This is a genomic window from Actinoplanes campanulatus (assembly GCF_014647795.1).
In the GTDB taxonomy this organism is placed as follows: Bacteria; Actinomycetota; Actinomycetes; order Mycobacteriales; family Micromonosporaceae; genus Actinoplanes; species Actinoplanes campanulatus.
This window is the reverse complement of record NZ_BMPW01000024.1, coordinates 14,775-34,687: the sequence shown is the minus strand read 5'-3', so window position 1 is coordinate 34,687 and position 19,913 is coordinate 14,775. Positions and strand designations below refer to the sequence as shown.

Annotated in this window: 18 protein-coding genes; 12 read left to right on the top strand and 6 right to left on the bottom strand. The window is 71.7% G+C overall.

Features of this window, described 5'->3' with window-relative positions; translation table 11 throughout:
- The first annotated feature begins 167 nt into the window (after positions 1 to 167).
- Genes IEZ13_RS36955 through IEZ13_RS36945 form a run of 3 tightly spaced genes read left to right on the top strand, consistent with a single transcriptional unit; the run spans position 168 to position 3,373 of the window.
- Positions 168 to 1,592, top strand: coding sequence for a glycosyltransferase family 4 protein (locus tag IEZ13_RS36955; RefSeq protein ID WP_183218531.1), 1,425 nt, complete (start codon positions 168 to 170; stop codon positions 1,590 to 1,592).
- Positions 1,593 to 1,602: 10 nt separating this feature from the next.
- Positions 1,603 to 2,325: a class I SAM-dependent methyltransferase gene (locus IEZ13_RS36950; RefSeq protein WP_183218532.1), complete on the top strand. Its 723-nt coding sequence runs from the start codon at positions 1,603 to 1,605 to the stop codon at positions 2,323 to 2,325.
- Positions 2,312 to 3,373 (top strand): glycoside hydrolase family 15 protein, encoded by a 1,062-nt coding sequence (locus IEZ13_RS36945; RefSeq protein ID WP_183218533.1) that lies wholly within the window; start codon positions 2,312 to 2,314, stop codon positions 3,371 to 3,373. Before IEZ13_RS36950 ends, IEZ13_RS36945 begins: the two co-directional genes overlap by 14 nt.
- Here the strand turns inward: IEZ13_RS36945 and IEZ13_RS36940 are convergent.
- Positions 3,309 to 3,932 carry a class I SAM-dependent methyltransferase gene (locus tag IEZ13_RS36940; protein ID WP_183218534.1) on the bottom strand — a complete coding sequence of 208 codons (624 nt, stop codon included), beginning with the start codon at positions 3,930 to 3,932 and terminating at the stop codon, positions 3,309 to 3,311. The two genes, IEZ13_RS36945 and IEZ13_RS36940, sit on opposite strands and share 65 nt — an antisense overlap.
- 7 nt (positions 3,933 to 3,939) lie before the next feature.
- Complete coding sequence (locus IEZ13_RS36935) at positions 3,940 to 4,974, bottom strand: hypothetical protein (RefSeq protein WP_183218535.1); 1,035 nt, start codon at positions 4,972 to 4,974, stop codon at positions 3,940 to 3,942.
- A gap of 44 nt (positions 4,975 to 5,018) precedes the next feature.
- On the opposite strand from IEZ13_RS36935, the gene IEZ13_RS36930 reads away from it, so the two are divergent.
- Positions 5,019 to 5,498, top strand: coding sequence for a (2Fe-2S)-binding protein (locus IEZ13_RS36930; protein WP_229795507.1), 480 nt, complete (start codon positions 5,019 to 5,021; stop codon positions 5,496 to 5,498).
- Positions 5,495 to 7,486 (top strand): xanthine dehydrogenase family protein molybdopterin-binding subunit, encoded by a 1,992-nt coding sequence (locus tag IEZ13_RS36925; protein WP_183218536.1) that lies wholly within the window; start codon positions 5,495 to 5,497, stop codon positions 7,484 to 7,486. Before IEZ13_RS36930 ends, IEZ13_RS36925 begins: the two co-directional genes overlap by 4 nt.
- A 95-nt stretch (positions 7,487 to 7,581) precedes the next feature.
- Here IEZ13_RS36925 and IEZ13_RS36920 read toward each other — a convergent pair whose 3' ends face one another.
- A complete protein-coding gene (locus IEZ13_RS36920; protein WP_183218537.1) occupies positions 7,582 to 8,325 on the bottom strand; it encodes a CPBP family intramembrane glutamic endopeptidase in 744 nt (247 codons plus the stop codon).
- A gap of 278 nt (positions 8,326 to 8,603) precedes the next feature.
- Here IEZ13_RS36920 and IEZ13_RS36915 point away from each other — a divergent pair, with 278 nt between their 5' ends.
- The 3 genes from IEZ13_RS36915 to IEZ13_RS36905 are packed head-to-tail and all read left to right on the top strand — an operon-like array spanning position 8,604 to position 12,008.
- Positions 8,604 to 10,628 (top strand): NADPH-dependent 2,4-dienoyl-CoA reductase, encoded by a 2,025-nt coding sequence (locus IEZ13_RS36915; protein ID WP_183218538.1) that lies wholly within the window; start codon positions 8,604 to 8,606, stop codon positions 10,626 to 10,628.
- A gap of 15 nt (positions 10,629 to 10,643) precedes the next feature.
- Positions 10,644 to 11,441, top strand: a complete 798-nt coding sequence (locus IEZ13_RS36910; RefSeq protein ID WP_183218539.1) for a crotonase/enoyl-CoA hydratase family protein — start codon at positions 10,644 to 10,646, stop codon at positions 11,439 to 11,441.
- A gap of 9 nt (positions 11,442 to 11,450) precedes the next feature.
- Positions 11,451 to 12,008, top strand: a complete 558-nt coding sequence (locus tag IEZ13_RS36905) for a PadR family transcriptional regulator (RefSeq protein WP_183218540.1) — start codon at positions 11,451 to 11,453, stop codon at positions 12,006 to 12,008.
- Positions 12,009 to 12,176: 168 nt separating this feature from the next.
- Here IEZ13_RS36905 and pntB read toward each other — a convergent pair whose 3' ends face one another.
- Positions 12,177 to 13,616: a Re/Si-specific NAD(P)(+) transhydrogenase subunit beta gene (gene pntB, locus IEZ13_RS36900; RefSeq protein WP_183218541.1), complete on the bottom strand. Its 1,440-nt coding sequence runs from the start codon at positions 13,614 to 13,616 to the stop codon at positions 12,177 to 12,179.
- Positions 13,617 to 13,620: 4 nt separating this feature from the next.
- Complete coding sequence (locus tag IEZ13_RS36895; protein ID WP_183218542.1) at positions 13,621 to 15,138, bottom strand: Re/Si-specific NAD(P)(+) transhydrogenase subunit alpha; 1,518 nt, start codon at positions 15,136 to 15,138, stop codon at positions 13,621 to 13,623.
- 204 nt (positions 15,139 to 15,342) lie between these two features.
- On the opposite strand from IEZ13_RS36895, the gene IEZ13_RS36890 reads away from it, so the two are divergent.
- Complete coding sequence (locus tag IEZ13_RS36890) at positions 15,343 to 16,596, top strand: flavin monoamine oxidase family protein (RefSeq protein ID WP_183218543.1); 1,254 nt, start codon at positions 15,343 to 15,345, stop codon at positions 16,594 to 16,596.
- Between the two features lie 26 nt (positions 16,597 to 16,622).
- Here the strand turns inward: IEZ13_RS36890 and IEZ13_RS36885 are convergent, their stop codons facing one another.
- A complete protein-coding gene (locus IEZ13_RS36885) occupies positions 16,623 to 16,964 on the bottom strand; it encodes a hypothetical protein (RefSeq protein WP_183218544.1) in 342 nt (113 codons plus the stop codon).
- Positions 16,965 to 17,156: 192 nt separating this feature from the next.
- Here IEZ13_RS36885 and IEZ13_RS36880 point away from each other — a divergent pair, with 192 nt between their 5' ends.
- Genes IEZ13_RS36880 through IEZ13_RS36870 form a run of 3 tightly spaced genes read left to right on the top strand, consistent with a single transcriptional unit; the run spans position 17,157 to position 19,847 of the window.
- On the top strand, positions 17,157 to 18,095 hold the full coding sequence (locus IEZ13_RS36880) for a sensor histidine kinase (protein ID WP_183218545.1): 939 nt from the start codon (positions 17,157 to 17,159) through the stop codon (positions 18,093 to 18,095).
- Positions 18,096 to 18,099: 4 nt separating this feature from the next.
- On the top strand, positions 18,100 to 19,188 hold the full coding sequence (locus tag IEZ13_RS36875) for a sensor histidine kinase (RefSeq protein WP_183218546.1): 1,089 nt from the start codon (positions 18,100 to 18,102) through the stop codon (positions 19,186 to 19,188).
- A complete protein-coding gene (locus IEZ13_RS36870; RefSeq protein ID WP_183218547.1) occupies positions 19,185 to 19,847 on the top strand; it encodes a response regulator in 663 nt (220 codons plus the stop codon). Before IEZ13_RS36875 ends, IEZ13_RS36870 begins: the two co-directional genes overlap by 4 nt.
- The last annotated feature ends 66 nt before the right edge of the window (positions 19,848 to 19,913 follow it).

The window sequence follows — 19,913 nt, the reverse complement described above, 5'->3', positions numbered from 1 at the left end:
CGGGCGATGGCGGGCGATGGCGGGTGGCTGGGGATGGTGTTGGGGCGGTGGAGGTGTGCCAAATTCGGGGGACGGTTCGGGTGGGCGTACCGGGGAGGGTCGGGGTTTGGTTTTGAAGATCGAATCCCCATGTCGGGAGGTTGGTGATCGCTCGTTAGGGTCATCGGGTGATCTCCGAGCCGCTTCGCATCGCCCTGCTGTCTTATCGGAGCAAACCGCACAGTGGGGGTCAGGGGATCTATGTCCGGCACCTGTCCCGGGAACTCGTCGCGTTGGGTCACCACGTTGAGGTGATCTCGGGGCCGCCGCTGCCGGTGCTTGATGAAGGGGTGCGGCTCACTGAGCTGCCCAGCCTCGATCTCTACCGGGAGCCTGATCCGTTTCGGACGCCGGCGTGGTCCGAGTTCAAGGACAGCATCGATGCTCTCGAGTGGGCGGCGATGTGTACGGGGGCGTTCCCGGAGCCGTTGACGTTTTCGCTTCGGGCCTGGCGGCATCTGCGGGGGCGGGCCGGTGAGTTCGATGTCGTGCACGACAACCAGTGCCTCGGGTACGGGCTTCTGCCGCTGAGCCGGTCGGGGACGCCGGTGGTGGCGACGATTCACCATCCGATCACCGTCGACCGTGATCTCGAACTGGCCGCCGCGCCGGACTGGAAGCGGCGGATGTCGTTGCGGCGGTGGTATGCGTTCACCCGGATGCAGGGGCGGGTGGCTCGGCGTCTGCCCTGGCTGACCACGGTTTCCGGGGCGGCGCGGGACGAGATCGTCGATGCCTTCGGGGTGCGGGCCGAGCGGCTGCGGGTGATCGGCGTCGGCGTCGACACCGACACGTTCAGCCCGGTGCCCAGAGAAAGGGCGCTCAGCACGGCGACCGGAGAAAAGCCGGGCACGTTCAGCACAGCATCTGAAGAAGAGCTGAGCACGCTCCGCACGGCATCCGGTGAAGGACCGGGCACGTTCCGCACGGCATCCGGTGAAGAGCTGGGCACGTTCAGCGCGGCATCCGGGGAGAGGCCGGGCATCGGCTCGAAGGTGGGGCGGATCGTGGCCGTGGCCAGCGCGGACGTGCCGCTCAAAGGGCTCAGCGAGCTGATCGAGGCGGTGGCCAAGCTGCGCGCCGAGCGCGACGTCGAGCTGGTCGTCGTGGGGTCGGCGCGGCCGAAAGGGGCCGCCGCCCAGGCCATCGCGCGGCTCGGGCTCGATCGGGTGGTGCGGTTCGTCTCCGGGATCAGTGATGACGAGCTGGCTGATCTCTTCCGGTCAGCGACGGTCGCGGCGGTGCCCTCTCGGTACGAGGGTTTCTCGCTGCCCGCCGTGGAGGCGATGGCGTGCGGGGTGCCGCTGGTGGTGACCACCGCGGGCGCGCTGCCGGAGGTCGCCGGGCCGGACGGGCTGGCGTCGCTGCATGTGCCGCCGGGGGACGCGGGGGCGCTGGCCGCCGCGATCGGGCGACTGCTCGACGACGAGGACCTGCGCCGCAGGCTGGGCGCTGAAGGCCGCCGCCGTGCGGTCGAGAACTTCACGTGGCGGCACACGGCGGTACGGACCGCGCAGTGGTATGCCGACGCGATCGCCGCGAAGGGCAGGTAAGGGGAACAACATGTTGACCGTCGACTACGACCGGCTGGACGTGCGTCCGGGGATGCGGGTCCTGGATCTGGGTTGCGGCGAGGGCCGGCACACCTTCGAGGCGTACCGGCGCGGCGCGCACGTCGTCGCGCTGGACCTCAGTGAGAAGGATCTGGGCACCACCCGGCAGTGGTGCGCGGCCATGGACATGGCCGGGGAGGCGCCGGCCGCGGCGAGCGCCACCACCGTACGCGGAGATCTTCTGGCGTTGCCGTTTCCGGACGCCAGTTTCGACCGGGTGATCGCCTCGGAGGTGATGGAGCACATTCCGGACGACGTGACGGCGATCGCCGAGCTGACCCGGGTGCTCAAGCCGGGTGGGCTGGCCGCGGTGACGGTGCCGCGCTGGCTGCCGGAGCGGGTGTGCTGGGCGCTGTCCGACGAGTACCACGCGAACGAGGGTGGCCACGTCCGCATCTACAAGGAGGACGAGCTGTCCGGCCGGCTGCGGGACGCGGGGCTGACCGTGACCGGCAACGGGTTCGCGCACGCTCTGCACAGCCCGTACTGGTGGTTGAAGTGCGCGATCGGTGACGCCGCGCCGACCCGGGCGTACCACAAGCTTCTGGTCTGGGACATCGTCGACCGGCCGGCGCTGACCCGGGTGCTGGAGCAGGCGCTCAACCCGCTGATCGGAAAGAGCGTGGTGATCTACCTCCGTAAGGAGGAGGTGGCCGCGAGTGTCGCTGCCTGACCTGGCGGGAGTGCTCAGCACCGACGACGTTCTCGCCACGGTCGCCAGCATCGCCGCCGAGCAGGAGCCGTCCGGGGCCATCCCGTGGTTCTCCGGCGGGCAGCTCGATCCGTGGGATCACGTCGAGGCCGCGATGGCGCTGGACGTGGGCGGGGAGAACGCGAAGGCGGAGGCCGCCTACGACTGGTTGCGCCGCACGCAGCGGCCGGACGGCTCGTGGGCGGCACGTTACGAGGCGGGTGACGTGGTCGCTGACGCGACCGCGGAGACCAACCATGCGGCGTACGTGGCGGTCGGCGCCTGGCATCACTGGCTGTGCACCGGCGACGACGCCTTCCTGGAGCGGATGTGGCCGACGGTGCGCCGGGCCGTGGACTTCACGGTGGGCTGTCAGGCGCCGGGTGGCGAGATCTGGTGGGCGGTGGGCCCGGACGGCCTCCCGGACCGGGTGGCGCTGCTGACCGGCAACTCCAGCGTGCATCAGGCGCTGCGCTGCGCGGCGGCGATCGCCGGGCGGCTGGGTGAGCCGCAGCCGGACTGGGAGCTGGCCGCCGACCTGGTCGGGCACACGATCCGGCGGCATCCGGTGGCGTTCGCGGACAAGGACCGGTTCTCGATGGACTGGTACTACCCGGTGCTGGGTGGGGCGCTGCGTGGCGAACCGGCCCGTGAGCGGCTGCGGAGGCGCTGGGACGAGTTCGTGGTGCCGGGGCGGGGTGCCCGCTGTGTGTCCGACCGGCCGTGGGTGACCGGGGCGGAGACGTGCGAGCTGGCCCTGTCTCTGCACGCGGTCGGTGACCGGGACGCCGCCGAGGAGATGGTTTCGGCCATGCAGCACCTGCGGGAGGCGGACGGGTCGTACTGGACCGGGCTGGTGCTCACCGACGGGGTGCGGTGGCCGGTGGAGCGGACCACCTGGACGGCCGCGGCCGTGGTGCTGGCGGTGGACGCCCTGCACGGCGCCCACCCGCGGTCGGAGATCTTCAGTGGTCCCGTCGAAGCAGCCGCAGCGAGCCCTGCCCGGGAAGCTCCGAGTAGGAACCGGTAGCCAGCGCCTGCCGGTAGATGCGGTAGGGGGCCTGGCCACCGTCGGCGGGGTCGGGGAAGACGTCGTGGATGGCCAGGACCCCGCCGACGGCGAGGTGCGGCGCCCAGCCGGCGAGGTCGCGCTGGGCGGACTCGTCGGTGTGGCTGCCGTCGAGGAAGAGGAAGGCGAGCGGGGTCGTCCAGATCCGGGCGAAGTGCTCGGATCTGGCCACCACGGCGGTGACCACGTCCTCGGCGCCGGCGGTCGCGATGGTCCGCCGGAAGGCGGGCAACGTGTCGATCAGCCCGAGCGCCGGGTCGACGAGGGTGGGGTCGTGGTACTCCCAACCGGCCTGGTGTTCCTCGGACCCGCGGTGGTGGTCGACGGTGACCACGGTCGTGCCGCGGGGGCGGGCGGCGGCGGCCAGGTACAGGGTCGACTTGCCCAGGTAGCTGCCGACCTCGAGCAGGGGGCCGTCGACGGTGACGGCGAGTGCCGCCTCGGCGAGCGCCTGACCCTCGTCGGCGGGCATGAAGCCGCTGGCGTCCTCGGCGGCTTTGAGAAGGGCGGAATCGAGCATCGCGTCATCATATGCGGGCTTGATCAACTGGAGGGACGGCGGCGGGCTGCCGGGAGAGACGCCGCCGCTGCCACACCGCGGCGACCGGCCACAGCAGAAGCACCAGCACCGCCATCACCAGATATTCGGCCATGGGTACGCGGAGCACCTCATGGACGGTCGAGAGCCCGCGGCCCGCGTACACGAAGATCAGAAGCGCGAGGTAGCCGCCGAGGATCAGCCACCGGGTGGTCGGGCCGAGGCCGAGGCCGTGCATCTGGGTGATCACGAAGACGGCCAGGAAGCCGAAGAGGAACTTGGGCCAGGCGCCGCCGGGTCCGGAGTTCATCACGGCGACGAGGGTGCCGTGGACGGCCACCATGAGCTCCAGGCTGACCGTCCACCAGCGATTGGTGTGTGCCGTGGTGAACATCAGGCTGCTCTGGATGAGCAGCAGGAACATGTAGAAGAAGCCGATCAGGTGGCCGCTCGTGGTGACCATCGGGTGGTACCAAAAAGTGTAGATAATGGCCCAACTGAACAAGAATCCATGATATCTACGAACAAAATCTCCTATTGAAGCCGGGATCGGCATTGGCTTGCCGGCGATCAGGCCGCGCCGCCGGTTCTCCATGAGCAGGACGACGACCAGCAGGAGCACCACCGAGCCCTGCGAGCTGAAGATCGACACGTCCTGGGCCAGGCCGTCGTAGAACAGGTGGGTCTGCAGCTCGTGCAGGCCGATGAAACCGAGATTCGCGGCGAGCGCCACCACGTTCACCCGTTTCAGGCCGCGGGTGTAGCGGCGGGCGTGGGTCTGCGCCCACCAGATCAGGCCCCAGGAGACGATCTGGTGCGCGGCGTAACCGAACCAGGCGGACAGCCGGGTCCACGCGGTCGGCTCGGGCAGCTTCCAGTAGTACCAGCTCGCGCCCTGGTCGGGCAGCAGCGTGACGTCGGTCAGGCTCTGCCCGAGCAGCCACACCAGGCCGGTGAGCACCGCGACGGCGGGCACTCCGAGGATCAGCGCCCGTTCACTGGGAAACGGCGTTTCATTGACCACGGCCACGAGTATGGCCGATATTCGGCTGGCCAAACAATCTGCGAATGTCGATGGAGGCGGAGTTGAGCCGGTACCGGTTGCACGTCAACGGAAGGCGTCGCACGGTGGACGTGCCCGGGGAGACGCCGCTGCTCTGGGCGCTGCGGGAGGAGCTCGGGCTGACCGGTCCGCGGTACGGCTGCGGTGTCGGCGCGTGCGGTGCGTGTGTGTCGCTGATCGACGGGGCGGCGGCGCGGCCGTGTGTGCGCAGTGTCGAGGATGCGGCGGGCGCCCGGATCACGACGATCGAGGGCCTGCACGACCATCCGGTGCAGCGGGCGTGGCTGGAACTGGACGTGGCGCAGTGCGGCTACTGCCAGCCGGGGCAGATCATGAGCACGGTGGCGCTGCTGGCGGAGATCCCGGACCCGGACGATGAGCAGATCGACCGGGCGCTGCGGGACAACGTGTGCCGCTGCGGGACCTATCCGCGGATCCGGGCGGCGGTCCGGCGGGCCGCCGAGATCGTCCGGGGTGACCGATGACGATCACCCGGCGGGGCTTTCTCGGCGCGGCGCTGGTGGTGGCTGTTCCTGCCCCAGCCCAGGATCAACAGATCAGGACCGTGTTCGTACGCGTGGACGCGCGTGGCCGGATCACGGCGACCGTTCCCAAACCCGACACCGGCCAGGGGGTACGCACGATGGCCGCCGTCCTGGTGGCCGAGGAGCTGGCGGTCGAGGTCGCCGACGTCACCCTGGAGCAGGCGCCCGGCGACCCGGCCACCTACGGCCCGCAGGCGGTCGCGAACTCGACGTCCAGCCGGCAGATGGCCGAACCCCTGCGCACCGCCGCGGCGACGGCCCGCTGTCTGCTGATCGCCGCGGCGGCCGCCCGCTGGCAGGTTCCGGTCGAGGAGTGCACGGCTCGCCAGGGCCGGGTGCGGCATCCCGCGCACGCCGCACTCCCCTACCGCAGCCTGGTGCCGGCCGCCGCCGCGCTGGACCCGGCGACCGTCGCGGTGACGCTCACCCCGCCGGAGAGGTGGCGGCTGATCGGCCGGACCCGGGCCGGGCGCTCGGACGCCCGTGACATCGTGACCGGCCGGGCCCGCTACGGCGCCGAGTCCGCCCCGGCCGGCAGCCTGGTCGCCGTGGTGGCCCGGCCGCCGTGGATCGGCGCGATCCCGGACACCGTCGACGATTCCGCCACGCTGGCCGTGCCGGGGGTGGTCGCCGTGGTCCGGCTCGCCGCGCCCGGCGCCGGCCAGGGCGGTGTCGCGGTGGTCGCGGACCGGACGGCCACCGCGCTGCGCGGTCGTGAGCTGCTGAAAGTCGCCTGGACCGGGGGCACGCCGGCCGCCGACAGCCGGGTCTGGCTCGATGCGCTGGAGGCCGCGCTGGCCGCGGTGCCGGGCGATCCCGCCGTCCAGCGGGTCTACCGGCTGCCGCTGCTCGCGCACGCGCCGATGGAGCCGATGAACGCGACCGCCCACGTCACCGCCACCGGCGTGAAGGTGTGGGCGCCGATTCAGGACCCCGGCGGCGTGCGGACCCAGCTGGCCCGGGCGCTGGCCCTGCCGGAGGCGCAGATCGACGTGCGGCCGACGCTGGCCGGCGGTGGGTTCGGGCGGCGGATCGAGACCGACGCCGTGTTCGAGGCGGTCGCCTGCTCACGGGCGGCCGGACAGCCGGTCAGCGTGCGGTGGACGCGCGACGACGACACCCGGCACGACTCGTACCGGCCGATGTCGGTGCACCGGCTGTCGGCCACTCTCGGCGCCGACGGACTGCCGGTCGGCCGGGCCCATCAGGTGGTGACGTGGCCGTTGTCGGTCAGCCCGCCGTTCGCCAGCCCGGTGGTGGTGAAGGCCAGCGGCGACCATTTCCCGTACGCGGTGCCCGGCGACGTGACGGTGACGCTGCGTCCGGCGCCGCTTCGTACCGGCTTCTGGCGGGGCGTCTACGCGGGGCAGTTCGGGTATGCCGAGGAGTGTTTCCTCAGCGAGATCGCTCAGGCCGGCGGTCATGATCAGGTGGAGTTCCGGCGGCGTCTGCTGCCGGCCGGCTCGCGGCTGCGCGCGGTCCTCGACGCCGCGGCACGGTCGCATCCGGATCCGGACGGCGTCGCCTGCCACCTGGACTACGGGTCGGCGGTCGCCGTGCTGGCCACCGTCGACGCGGCCGCCCGGCGGGTGCGGAAGGTGACCGCCGCGGTGGACGTCGGGGTCCCGGTTCACCCGTCCGGTGTCCGGGCGCAGGTGGAGGGGGCCGTTCTGGACGCGGTGTCGACGGTTCTCGGCGCGCAGATCACGGTCCGCGACGGTGCGGTGGTGCAGTCGTCGTTCCGGGACTACGCCTGGGCGCGGATCACCGACTGCCCGGCGATCGAGGTGGTGCTGGTGGGTTCCGATGCCCCGATCGGTGGGCTGGGTGAACTCGCCTATCCTCCGGCCGCGGCGGCGATCGCGTCGGCCTTCGCGGCGTACGGCGGGCCGGTCACCGGAATGCCGTACGGCGTCCCGGTCGGATGAGCCCCCGGGCTGGCTCTCGGCGCTGTTTCACGCCGGCCGAAACAGCGCCGAGAGCCAGCCGGGATATCTCACGCGATGCCAGCCGAGACGGTGGGTCAGGCCAGGCGGAAGGCGGCGAGGCCCGCGGTGATCAGCAGGCCCAGGCCGTTGGTGGCCCAGTGCAGGGCGGCGGCCGCGAGGAGGCTGCCGCTGCGGCGGCGCAGCTCGCACAGCAGCAGGCCGGCCACGGCGGTGAAGGCGACGGCGCCGAGGATCGCGAGGATCTGGCCGGTGAGGTCGGTGCCGAGGACAGCGCCGACGCCGTGGTTGGCCTTGGCGAGGCGCAGCGACGGCAGGATGTGCCAGAGCCCGAACAGCACCGACGAGGCGATGCTCGCCCACATCGCGCCACGGTGGCGGCTGATCAGGCCGTGCAGGACGCCGCGGAAGGCGACCTCCTCCAGCAGCACGGTGCCGAGCGGCACCACCACGAAGGCGGTGAGCAGCGCGGCGTGCAGGTGCAGGTGGTAGCGGACGTCGTCGAAGGCGCCGCGGGTGAACGGCAGGGCGGCCCCGATGGCGTAGACCACGGCCACGGCGAGAACCGCCCCGACCGCGTATTTCAGGCCGGGGATCAGGGTACGCCGGGACAGTCCCATGTCGTGCCAGGTGAGCCCGGCGCGGCGGCCCAGCAGGATGAGCCCCGCTGCCACGAGCGGCCCGGCCACCAGGCCGGTGCGCGGCGGCCCGTACTTGGCCGCGATGTTGACGGTGACCAGGAGCACGAGCACCGCACCGAGGACGAGTGCCAGCCTGCGGCGGCTCGGGACGGTTGTTCGATCTTGGTTGATTTCCGGCATAGCCGCCAGAGCGTATCCGCCGGGCTGCGGGACAAATCCACCGGATGTCACCGTGTGTGACTCAGGACTCCGGCCGCCAACAGCCTGAAAAGGCATTCGGGTTTCCGGTTCAGCGACGGAGAGTGACGACGAGGTAGCCCTGCACGGTGAGTTCCCCACTGCCCGCCCTTCGATCGCCGTTGTGGTACAGGGAGTCGGATCGGCGGTGCGCGAGCGGACTTGAGGAACCGGCCCATAGTCACTTTCTTTACTATGCAATTCTTTGTATATTGGCGCTCGTGAGCAGCACTGACGCCGCGAGCCGGTACCCGCACCTGCTGAGCCCTCTGGACCTCGGCCACACCACGTTGCGCAACCGGGTGGTGATGGGGTCGATGCACACCAAACTCGAGGACCGCCATCAGGACCTGCCGAAACTGGCCGCGTTCTTCGCCGAGCGGGCTCGCGGCGGGGTCGGGCTCATGGTGACCGGCGGGTACGCGCCGACCTGGCGGGGGTGGCTGGCGCCGTTCGGCAGCCGGATGACCCGGGAGAGTCACGCGGTGGCGCACCGGGTCGTCACCGACGCGGTGCACGAGCACAACGGCAAGATCCTGCTGCAGGTGCTGCACGCGGGGCGCTACGGCTACCACCCGTTCACCCTGGGCGCGTCGGCGAAGAAGTCACCGATCACCCCGTTCCGGCCGCGGGCCATGTCGGCCCGGCAGGTGGACCGCACCGCCACGGCGTTCGCCCGGGCCGCGCTGCTGGCCCGCCGGGGCGGCTACGACGGCGTCGAGATCATGGGCTCCGAGGGCTACCTGATCAACCAGTTCCTGGCGGCGCGGACCAACGACCGGACCGACGCGTGGGGCGGCTCGGCGGCCAAGCGGATGCGCTTCCCCCTGGAGATCGTGCGCCGCACCCGGGAGCTGGTCGGCGACGACTTCATCCTGCAGTACCGGATCAGCCTGCTCGACCTGGTCGACAACGCCCAGTCCTGGGAGGAGACCGTCGACCTCGCCAAGCAGCTGCAAGAGGCCGGGGTGTCGATCTTCAACACCGGGATCGGCTGGCACGAGGCCCGGGTGCCGACCATCGTCACGTCGGTGCCGCGTAGCGCGTTCTCGTGGGTCAGCGGGAAACTGCGCGCCGAGGTGTCGGTGCCGGTGGTCGCGTCCAACCGGATCAACCGGCCGGAAGCCGCCGAGCAGGTGCTGGCCGCGGGCGACGCCGATCTCGTGTCGATGGCCCGGCCGCTGCTCGCCGACGCGGAGTGGGTGGTCAAGACCGAGCAGCGGCGGGAACGCGAGATCATCACCTGCATCGCCTGCAACCAGGCGTGCCTGGACCACACGTTCAAGAACCAGCGGGCCACCTGCATGCTGAACCCGCGCTCCGGTTACGAGACCGAACTTCGGCTGCTTCCCACCCGTACCGTCAAAAGGGTTGCCGTGGCCGGCGCCGGACCGGCCGGGCTGGCCGCAGCGATCGAGCTGGCCGGGCGCGGGCACCGGGTCGAGCTGTTCGAGGCGGACGCCGAGATCGGCGGCCAGTTCCGGCTGGCCGCGCGGATTCCCGGCAAGGAGGAGTTCGCGCACACGCTGGACTACTACCGGCACATGATCGAGCTTCGCGGGGTGACGCTGCGTCTCGGCGCCCGGGCGAGTGTCGAGGACCTGGCCGGGTTCGACGAGGTGGTGGTCGCGACCGGCGTCGCGCCGCGGGTTCCCGCCATCCCCGGCATCGAGCACCCGAAGGTCGTCACCTACCAGCAGGTGATCAGCGGGCAGGCCGAGGCCGGCGAGCGGGTGGCGATCATCGGCGCCGGCGGGATCGGTTTCGACGCGGCGGAATTCCTGCTGCACGATGCGAACGAGCCACTCGAGGAGTGGATGCGGCGGTGGGGCGTCACCGATCCGCAGACCGCGCGTGGCGGGCTCACCACCAAGGTCAAGATCACCCCGCGGCGTACGGTGCACCTGCTCCAGCGCAAGGAGACGGCGCTCGGCAAGGGGCTCGGCAAGACGACCGGCTGGGTGCACCGGGCGACGCTGCAGGACGCCGGGGTGGAGATGCTGCGCGGTGTCGAGTACCAGCGCATCGACGACGAGGGTCTGCACATCACGGTCGGCGGGGTGGCGCGGGTCCTGGAGGTGGACACTGTCCTGCTGTGCGCCGGGCAGACGTCCGTCCGGGATCTGGCCACGCCGCTGACCGAACGCGGGGTGAGCGTGCACGTCATCGGGGGCGCTGACGTGGCCGCCGAGTTGGACGCCAAACGGGCGATCAAGCAGGCCACCGAGCTGGCCGCGCGCCTCTGAGAAACGGACAGGTCAATGAAATATGTAAGCGTAAGCGTGGAGAACGGCATCGCGCAGGTGCGTCTCAACCGCCCGGACAAGCTCAACGCCCTCGCCCTGGACACCCTGGACGAGTTGATCACCGTGGCGCGCAGGCTGCGCAAGGACCGCACGCTGCGGGCCGTCGTGATCGCCGGCGAGGGTGCCTCGTTCTGCTCCGGTCTGGACATCGCGGCCGCCATGCGCACCCCGGGCCGCATCGTCAGGGCGTTCATCCCGGCCCCGTGGCGCGGCACCAACCGCTTCCAGGAGGCCTGCTGGGCGTGGCGGCGCATCCCGGTGCCGGTGATCGCCGCGGTGCACGGCCACTGCTACGGCGGTGGTGTCCAGATCGCGCTGGCCGCCGACTTCCGGTACGCCACGCCCGACTCGAAGTGGTCGGTCCTCGAGGGCAAGTGGGGCATCATCCCCGACATGTCGGGCATCCGCAGCCTCACCGAGGTGACCGGCCCGGATGTCGCCAAGCGCCTCACCATGACCGCCGAGACGATCTCCGGGTCCGAGGCGCAGCGGCTGGGCCTGGTCACCGAACTGGCCGACGATCCGGTCAAGGCCGCGACCGCGTTCGCCGAGAGCCTGCTGACCCGGTCGCCGGACGCGCTGGCCGCCGCGAAACGCCTGGTCGACGGCGCGCTGACGAGCAGCGCACGGCGGACCTTCGCCCGCGAGCGCCGCGCGCAGATCCGGCTGCTGGCCCTGCCGAACACCAAGATCCTGCGCAAGGCCGTGATGGCCAAGAGCACGCCGGATTTCCAGCCGCGCAGCCGTCCGTAGGATTTCGGCGTGGCTTTGAGGAATGCGTTGCTGGCGGCGCTGGCCGATCGTGAGTCGTCCGGCTATGACCTGGCCAAGAAGTTCAGTAGCTCGGTCGCCAACTTCTGGACGGCCACGCCGCAGCAGCTCTACCGCGAACTGGAGAAGATGGAGGCCGAGGGACTGCTCTCGGCCCGTCTCGTCAAGCAGGACAAACGCCCGGACAAGCGACTGTTCTCGGTCACCGGTGTGGGCCGGGCCGCGCTGCTCGCCTTCTCCCGCCGCTCCCCCAAGCCGACGACGGTCCGTGACGAGCTGCTCGTCCAGGTCGAGGCGCTGGCACACGGCGACGTGGCGAGCGTGCGCGCCTCGATCGAGGACCACCGCGAGGCCAGCCGCAGCCGGCTGAAAGGCTACGAGCACCGGCTTTGCGACATCCTCGGCGACCGCACCGATGACGAGTTCCTGGCCACCGGCAACCGGCTCGGCCCGTACCTCACCCTCCAGCGCGGCATCAGCTTCGAACGCGAGAACATCGCCTGGGCGGAGCTCGCTCTGGGCGTCCTGGCGCGGCGTTACCCCCTTTGATCCGGTACGGGTGAGCCCGCCCTCAACCGCACCGGAATCGTCCCGCCCGCTCCGCACGGTCCGCGTCGATGGTCACGCCTTTGCCGCGCCCGCCGGGCTGAGCGCGCGGGGTTGCGCGAGAAACGCCCCGGCCGCCGTCCGCGGCCGGGGCGTTGTCGTGTGTGCGTGTCAGCGGGCGCCGACCCGCTCCGTCACCGCCCGCAGGATGTCCTCGACGCGGTCCTTGGCGTCGCCGAAGAGCATCGCGGTGTTCTCCCGGAAGAACAGCGGGTTCTGGACACCGGCGTACCCGGAGGCCATCGACCGCTTGAACACGATCACGTCCTCGGCCTCCCACACCTTGAGCACCGGCATCCCGGCGATCGGGCTGGTGGGGTCCTCGGTCGCGGCCGGGTTGACCGTGTCGTTGGCGCCGATGACCAGGACGACCGACGTACCCGAGAAATCGTCGTTGACCTCGTCCATCTCGAGCACGATGTCGTACGGCACGCGCGCCTCGGCGAGCAGCACGTTCATGTGGCCGGGCAGGCGGCCGGCGACCGGGTGGATGCCGAACCGGACGTCCACGCCACGGTCGCGCAGCACCCGGGTCAGCTCGGCGACGCCGTACTGGGCCTGGGCCACGGCCATGCCGTACCCCGGGGTGATGACCACCGTGCTCGCCGCGGCGAGCAGGTCGGCCACGCCCTCGGCGGTGATCTCGCGGTGCTCGCCGTACTCCTTGTCGTCGGCGGGCCCGGCCTCGATGCCGAAGCCGCCCGCGATGACCGAGATGAACGACCGGTTCATCGCCTTGCACATGATGTACGACAGGTAGGCGCCGGACGAGCCGACCAGCGCGCCGGTGACGATGAGCAGGTCGTTCTCGAGCAGGAACCCGGCGGCCGCGGCGGCCCAGCCGGAGTAGCTGTTGAGCATCGACACGACCACCGGCATGTCGCCGCCGCCGATCGAGGCGACCAAATGCCAGCCGAGCGCCAGCGCGATCACGGTGACCGCGACGAGCAGCCAGAGCTGCGGGTCGATGACGAACCAGGTGGTGAGGACCGCGAAGACGGCCAGCGCGCCGAGATTGAGGAAGTTCTTGCCGGGCAGCATCAGCGGGCTCGACTTGATCTTGGCGGAGAGCTTGAGGTACGCCACGATCGAGCCGGTGAACGTGACCGCGCCGATGAAGACGCCGATGAACACCTCCGCGCTGTGGATGCCGAGCACGCCCAGCTCGTCCAGGGCCAACGCCTCCTCGCCGGTCAGGTGCGCCTCGACGTGCAGGTAGCCGTTCCAGCCGACCAGCACGGCGGCGAGGCCGACGAAGCTGTGCAGCAGGGCGATCAACTCCGGCATGCCGGTCATCTCGACCTTGGCGGCCCGGTAGAGGCCGATCGCGGCGCCGATCACGACGGCCGTGACGAGCAGGGCCAGGTCGACCGGGCGCAGCGTGCCGGCGACGGCCAGGCCGATCGTGGCCACCAGGGCCAGCGTCATGCCGGCGATGCCGAACGTGTTGCCAGCCTTCGCGGTCTCGTGCTTGGACAGGCCGGCCAGCGCCAGGATGAAGAGCAGGGCGGCGACGATGTACGCGGCCTGCGCCGCGGCTTCGATGGTCATCGGGTCAGCTCCTGGTGAACATGGCGAGCATGCGGCGGGTGACCGCGAATCCGCCGAAGACGTTGATGCTGGCCAGCAGGATCGCGACGAACGACAGCGCGGTCACGAGGCTGCCGCCGTGGCCCAGTTGCAGCAGGGCGCCGACGACGATGATCCCGGAGATCGCGTTGGTCACCGACATGAGCGGGGTGTGCAGCGCGTGGTGCACGTGCCCGATCACGTAGTAGCCGATCACGATGGCCAGCGCGAAGACCGTGAGGTGCCCGCGCAGGGCGGCCGGGGCCAGGGCGGTGAGCAGGAACAGCGCGCCCGCTCCGGCGCCGATCAGCGGCAGCCTCGGCAGCGGCTTGCGCTGTTTGACCGGCGCGGGCGCGGCGGCCGGGGCGGCGGCCACCGGGGCCGCGGACACCGAGACCGCCGGCGGCGGCCAGGTCAGCTCGCCGTCGCGGACCACGGCGATGGACCGCTGGACCACGTCGTCGAAGTCGAGGACGAGCTGGCCGTCCTTCTCCGGGGTCATCAGCTTCATGAGGTTGACCAGGTTGGTGCCGTACAGCTGGGAGGCCTGGGCGGGCAGCCGGCCGGCCAGGTCGGTGTAGCCGATGATGGTGACGCCGTTGGCGGTCACGATCACCTCGCCGGCGACCGTGCCCTCGACGTTGCCGCCGTTGGCCGCGGCCATGTCGACGATCACGCTGCCGGCCTTCATCGCGGCGACCATCCGCGCGGTGATCAGGCGCGGCGCGGGCCGGCCCGGGATCAGCGCGGTGGTGATGATGATGTCGACCTCGCTCGCCTGCTCGGCGTAGAGGCGGGCGGCCCGCTCGTTGTAGTCGTCGGACATCTCCTTGGCGTACCCGGTGGCGGAGACCTCGACGTCGGCGGCCTCGACCGACAGGTACTCGCCGCCCAGCGAGCGGACCTGGTCGGCGACCTCGGGGCGGGGGTCGGTGGCCCGGACGACGGCGCCCAGGCTGCCGGCCGCGCCGATCGCCGCGAGCCCGGCCACGCCGGCGCCGGCCACCAGCACCTTCGCCGGCGGGACCTTGCCGGCCGCGGTGACCTGGCCGGTGAAGAAGCGGCCGAAGGCGTGCGCCGCCTCGACGACCGCCCGGTATCCGGCGATGTTGGCCATCGAGGACAGCACGTCCAGGGACTGGGCGCGGGAGATGCGCGGCACCGCGTCCATCGACAGGGCGGTGATCGGGCGGCGGGCCAGATCCTCGACCAGCTCGGGGCTCAGCCGCGGGCTGAGCATCCCGATCAGGGTGGTGCCCGGCGCGAGCCGGTCCAGCCGGGACGCGTCCGGTGGGTTGATGGTGAACACGATGTCGGCGGTCAGCGGGTCGCCGATGTTGGCGCCGGCCTCGGCGAACGCCTCGTCGGAGAACGACGCCGCGGCGCCCGCTCCCGGCTCCACCACCACCTGGTAGCCCAGTTTGACCAGTTGCGCCACGGTGGCGGGGGTGGCGGCAACGCGCCGCTCGCCCGGATCCGGGTCCCTGATTACACCGATGTCCACGTCGACTCCTCGGTAGATGTTGACCATGAAAACGTTCGACGCACGCAAGCAGTTCAAAACGCGGAGTGATTGTTACTCACCAGTACGTTGTTGGCCAGACTTCGGGCACAGGTCCCAGACTTCGGGCACAGGTCATCGATCACGCCACTGCGGCCCCGGCAGCCCCACAGCCTCCATCATGCCGCCTGACGTACGCTCCCGAGCATGTCGATCTGGCAATGGGTGGTTGCGTCGGCGGTCTCCCGCTGGGGCGACGACCCCTGGGCGCGCGGATCGTGGAGCCTGATCGGCCGGGGCGGCACACCGCGGCACCGCACCGACCTCGGCGCCCCGATCGGCTCGCGCCTGCGGATCGCCGGGGAGGCCACCCATGCCACTCGTGCGGCGATGACGCATGGGGCGTACGAGGAAGGGGTGTCCGCCGGAGCCTGGGCCGCCGAGCAGGGACATGCCCGGGTGGCGGTGATCGGCGCCGGCATCGCCGGCCTGGCCGCGGCCCGCACGCTGACCGACCGTGGCGTGTGGACGCGGGTGCTCGAGGCCCGGGACCGTGTCGGCGGCCGGACCGCGCCCGCCCAGGTCGGCGGCTTCGGCTTCGACCTGGGCGCCAACTGGTTGCAGCAGTTCCACGACAACATCCTGGCCCGGCTCGCCGAGCGGCTGGACCTGCCGATGGTCCCGACCGACTTCACCGACCCGCTCGTGCTGGGCGCCCCGTATGCGATCCCGGACGGCCTGGAGGAGGATCTGCGGGCCCGGCTGGCCGGCGCCTCCGAGCAGGCCGGCATCGCCGAGGTGCTCGACGGCTGGCTGGCCGATCCCGGCCGGTGGACAGCGGACGACATCCGCCGGTTCGTCGACGCGGAGATCGTGATGGACTCCGGCGCCCCGCTGTCCTGGCTCAGCGCCCGGCACGGCTTCGAACCGGGCGTCGGCGAGGGCGACCGCTGGATCGTGGGCGGCTACCGGCGCCTGGTCGACCACCTGGCCGACGGCCTCGACATCCACCTGAACCGGCCGGTCCACCACATCCGCACCGGCCCGCGGGGCGTGACCCTCGACGAGGACCTGCGGGTGGACGCGGTCATCGTGACCGCGCCGGTCGGGGTGCTCGCCGGTGACGCGATCACGTTCGACCCGCCGCTTCCCGCCATCCACCGCACCGCCCTGCAACGGCTCGGGATGGGCCGGGTGGAGAAGGTGATCCTGCGGTGCGACAGGCGGTTCTGGCCGGTGCATCCGGCCGGCTACTACCGGGTGCACGGTCCCGGCGAGAACTGTGTGAGCGAATGGCTGGACGCCACCGCCGCGGACGGCACGCCGACGCTGGTCGGCCTCTTCGCCGGCCCCTGGCTGGACGACCTGTGGACGGGCCCGGACGACCAGGTCGCCGCACGCGCCGCGGCCGTCTTCGCCGAGGCCGTCGACGGGTTCCCCGGCACGGCCTCGGCTCGCTGACCGAAAGCCGGCCGCGAGGATCGGGGTCAGGCGCGCAGCCAGCCGCCGCCCGGGGCACGGACCTCGACCCCGGTGACCGGCCCGTCGCCGTCACGGAGGAACCGGACGTCGGGGCAGCCCTCGACGACGTCCTGCCACCCGTGGTCCGGGTCGTGCACGGCATGCCGCCGACAGTGCTTCTCGTCCGCATAGCCCCAGGCCATCAGCACATCACGGCCCCCGTAGCGGTAACGGCCGACGGACGCGACCCGATCGCCGTCCGCCTTCCGGAAGTAGTCGGCGCGCAGCCCCGGCACGGTGGTGCCCTCGAACTCCGCGTCCGGCATGGACCGCTGTGGGGTGTAGGTACTCAGATCCGGCAAACTCATCGTCTCGTCTCCTCGTAAATGCAACGGCGCACCGCACCGACAGTCGCGATCTTGGGCCGGCCGGTTCCCGGCACCCCTCCTTCGGGTGACGGCCGGTTTCGGGCAGTAGAGTCCACCGTTGAAGGGACGACCGGCGAGGGTGCGCCGGCCGCCGACATCGATCGCCTCGGAAACGAACGTGGGACCAACCGCATGACCCTGACCGCCACCGGCGACGGCGCGGTCTTCGACCATCCCGGCCTGCTCTACGACAGCCGCGCCCGGTACCTGTCCGGAGTCACCGGTTTCGTCCGGGAGGCGGTGGACGCCGGCGACGCCGTCCTGGTCGCGGTGCCGCCACCGAACCTGGAGACGCTGCGCGAGTCGCTCACCGACGTCGCCGGCCGGGTGACGTTCGCCGACATGACGGTGGCCGGGCGCAACCCGGGCCGGATCATCCCCGGGGTGCTGCTCGCCTTCGCGGCCGCGCATCCGGACCGCCGGGTGTCGATCGTCGGCGAGCCGGTCTGGCCGGGCCGCACCGACCTGGAGTACCCCGCCTGCGCCGCGCACGAGGCGCTGATCAACGTGGTGTTCGCGGGCCGGGACGTGGCGATCCTCTGCCCGTACGACGTGGGCCGCCTGGATCCGGCCCGGGTCCGCGACGCGTGGCGCACCCACCCGGTGATGATCGTCGACGGTGCGCGGCGGCCCAGCCCGTGGTACGACGACCCGTACGTCACGGCCGCCGCCTTCAACCAGCCGCTGCCGAAGGTGCCGGTCACCGCCGCGACCCTGACCTACCGGCACGCCGCCGACCTGGCCGCGGTCCGCCGGTTCGTCACCGCCGAAACCGCCTGCCTGGATCCGGATCGTGGCGGCGACCTGCTGATCGCCGTCAACGAACTGGCCGAGAACACCATCGCCCACACCGGCGGCGACGGGACGGTCAGCATCTGGGCGGAGACCGGCCGGCTGGTCTGCCAGATCGACGACCGCGGCCACCTGTCCGACCCGCTGGCCGGGCGGATCCCGCCGCCACCGGACGCCGAGGGCGGCCGCGGCCTGATCCTGGCGAACCGGCTGTGCGACCTGGTCCGCGTCCACACCGGTGGCGACGGCACCAGCATCCGCCTACACATGGGATTCTGACCGGGTGCGGCCGCCCCGGGATGCCGTGATCGCCGCGGCCGTCGCCGCGCTCACCGTGGTCACCGCGCTGACCGGCGCCGACGGTGACCGGCCGCTGCTGCCCGCCGGCGCGGCGCTGGTCGCTGCCGCCTGTGCCGCGCTGCTGTGGCGGCAGCGTTTCCCGGTCACCGTCCTGGCCGTCACCGCGACCGCGACGCTGCTCTACTACCCGCTCGGCTTTCCGGACGCGCCGCTGATCCTGGCGCCGGTCGTCGCCCTCTACACCACCGCCCGTGAACGCGGGCCGGTCCCGGCCGGCGCCGCCGCGATGCTGATGACGGCCGTGTTCGCGGCGGCCGGCGGCGACCCGATCCAGGCGCTCATCGGGATCGCGCCGATCCTGCTGCTGCCGGTCGTGCTCGGCGAGGTGGCCCGCAGCCGGGCCCGGCAGGTCGAAGAGGCCGAGCAACGGGCCGCGCTGGCCGAGGCGAGCCGGGAGAACGAGGCGCTGCGCCGTGCCGCCGAGGAACGGCTGCGGATCGCCCGGGAACTACACGACGTCCTCGCCCACCAACTGTCGATGATCACCGTGCAGGCCGGCGCCGCCCTGCACACCCGGGAACCGGACGGCGCGTTCCAGGCGCTGCGCACCATTCGCGCCGCCGGTAAGGAGGCGCTGCGGGAGGTGCGCACGGTGCTCGGCGTGCTCCGCGACGACGAGCCGTCGCTCGCCGGCCTGCCCGCCCTGATCGGCCGCACCGAGGCCGCCGGCCTGCCGGTGCACGTCACCGCAACGCCGGTGGAGGCGACGGTGCCGGCCGCGGTGCAGGCGGCCGCCTACCGGATCGTCCAGGAGGCGCTGACCAACACGATCCGGCACGCCGGCGCCGGCAGCGCCGAGGTCACCCTGCTGGTGGACGGCCCGGATCTGCTGGTCACGGTCACCGACGACGGACCCTCGACCGCCGCCGTCACCGAGGGCAACGGCCTGCGCGGCATGACCGAACGGGCCACCGCCCTCGGCGGCGAGCTGCGGGCCGGGCCACGGCCCGGTGGCGGCTTTCAGGTCCGCGCCCGGATCCCCCTCACCCTTGCCGAGGACGGCACGCGATGATCTCCGTCGCCCTGGCCGACGATCAGGCACTGGTACGGGCGGGATTCCGCGCCATCCTCAACGGTGAACCGGACATGACCGTCGCCGGTGAGGCCGCCGACGGCACACAGGCCGTGGAACTGGCCCGCTCCGCCCGGCCGGACGTGATGCTGATGGACATCCGCATGCCCGGCGCCGACGGGCTCGCCGCCACCCGCCGGATCTGCGCCGACCCCGAACTGGCCGGCGTCCGGGTCGTCATCCTCACCACCTACGAGTCCGACGAGTACGTGTACGGGGCCATCCGCGCCGGCGCCAGCGGTTTCCTGCTCAAGGACCTGGAACCGGACGAGCTGATCCACGCCGTACGGGTGGTGGCCCGCGGCGACGCCCTGCTCGCCCCGTCGGTGACCCGCCGCCTGATCGCCGAGACGGCCGGCCGGCTCACCCCGCCGCCCGCCCCGCTGCTGGACGTCCTGACCGGACGCGAGACCGAGATCCTCGACCTGGTCGCGGCCGGGCTGTCGAACGAGGAGATCGCCGCCCGGCTGGCGATCAGCTACGCCACCACCAAGACCCACGTCAGCCGGATCCTCACCAAACTCGGCCTGCGCGACCGCGCCCAACTGGTCGTGCTGGCCTACGAATCCGGACGGATCCGGCCCGGCTGGCTGCCCTGAATACATCCCGGGATGTACGCGCATTTCCGGGACACTACCGATTTCACCGGCGTGAATGAAACGCCA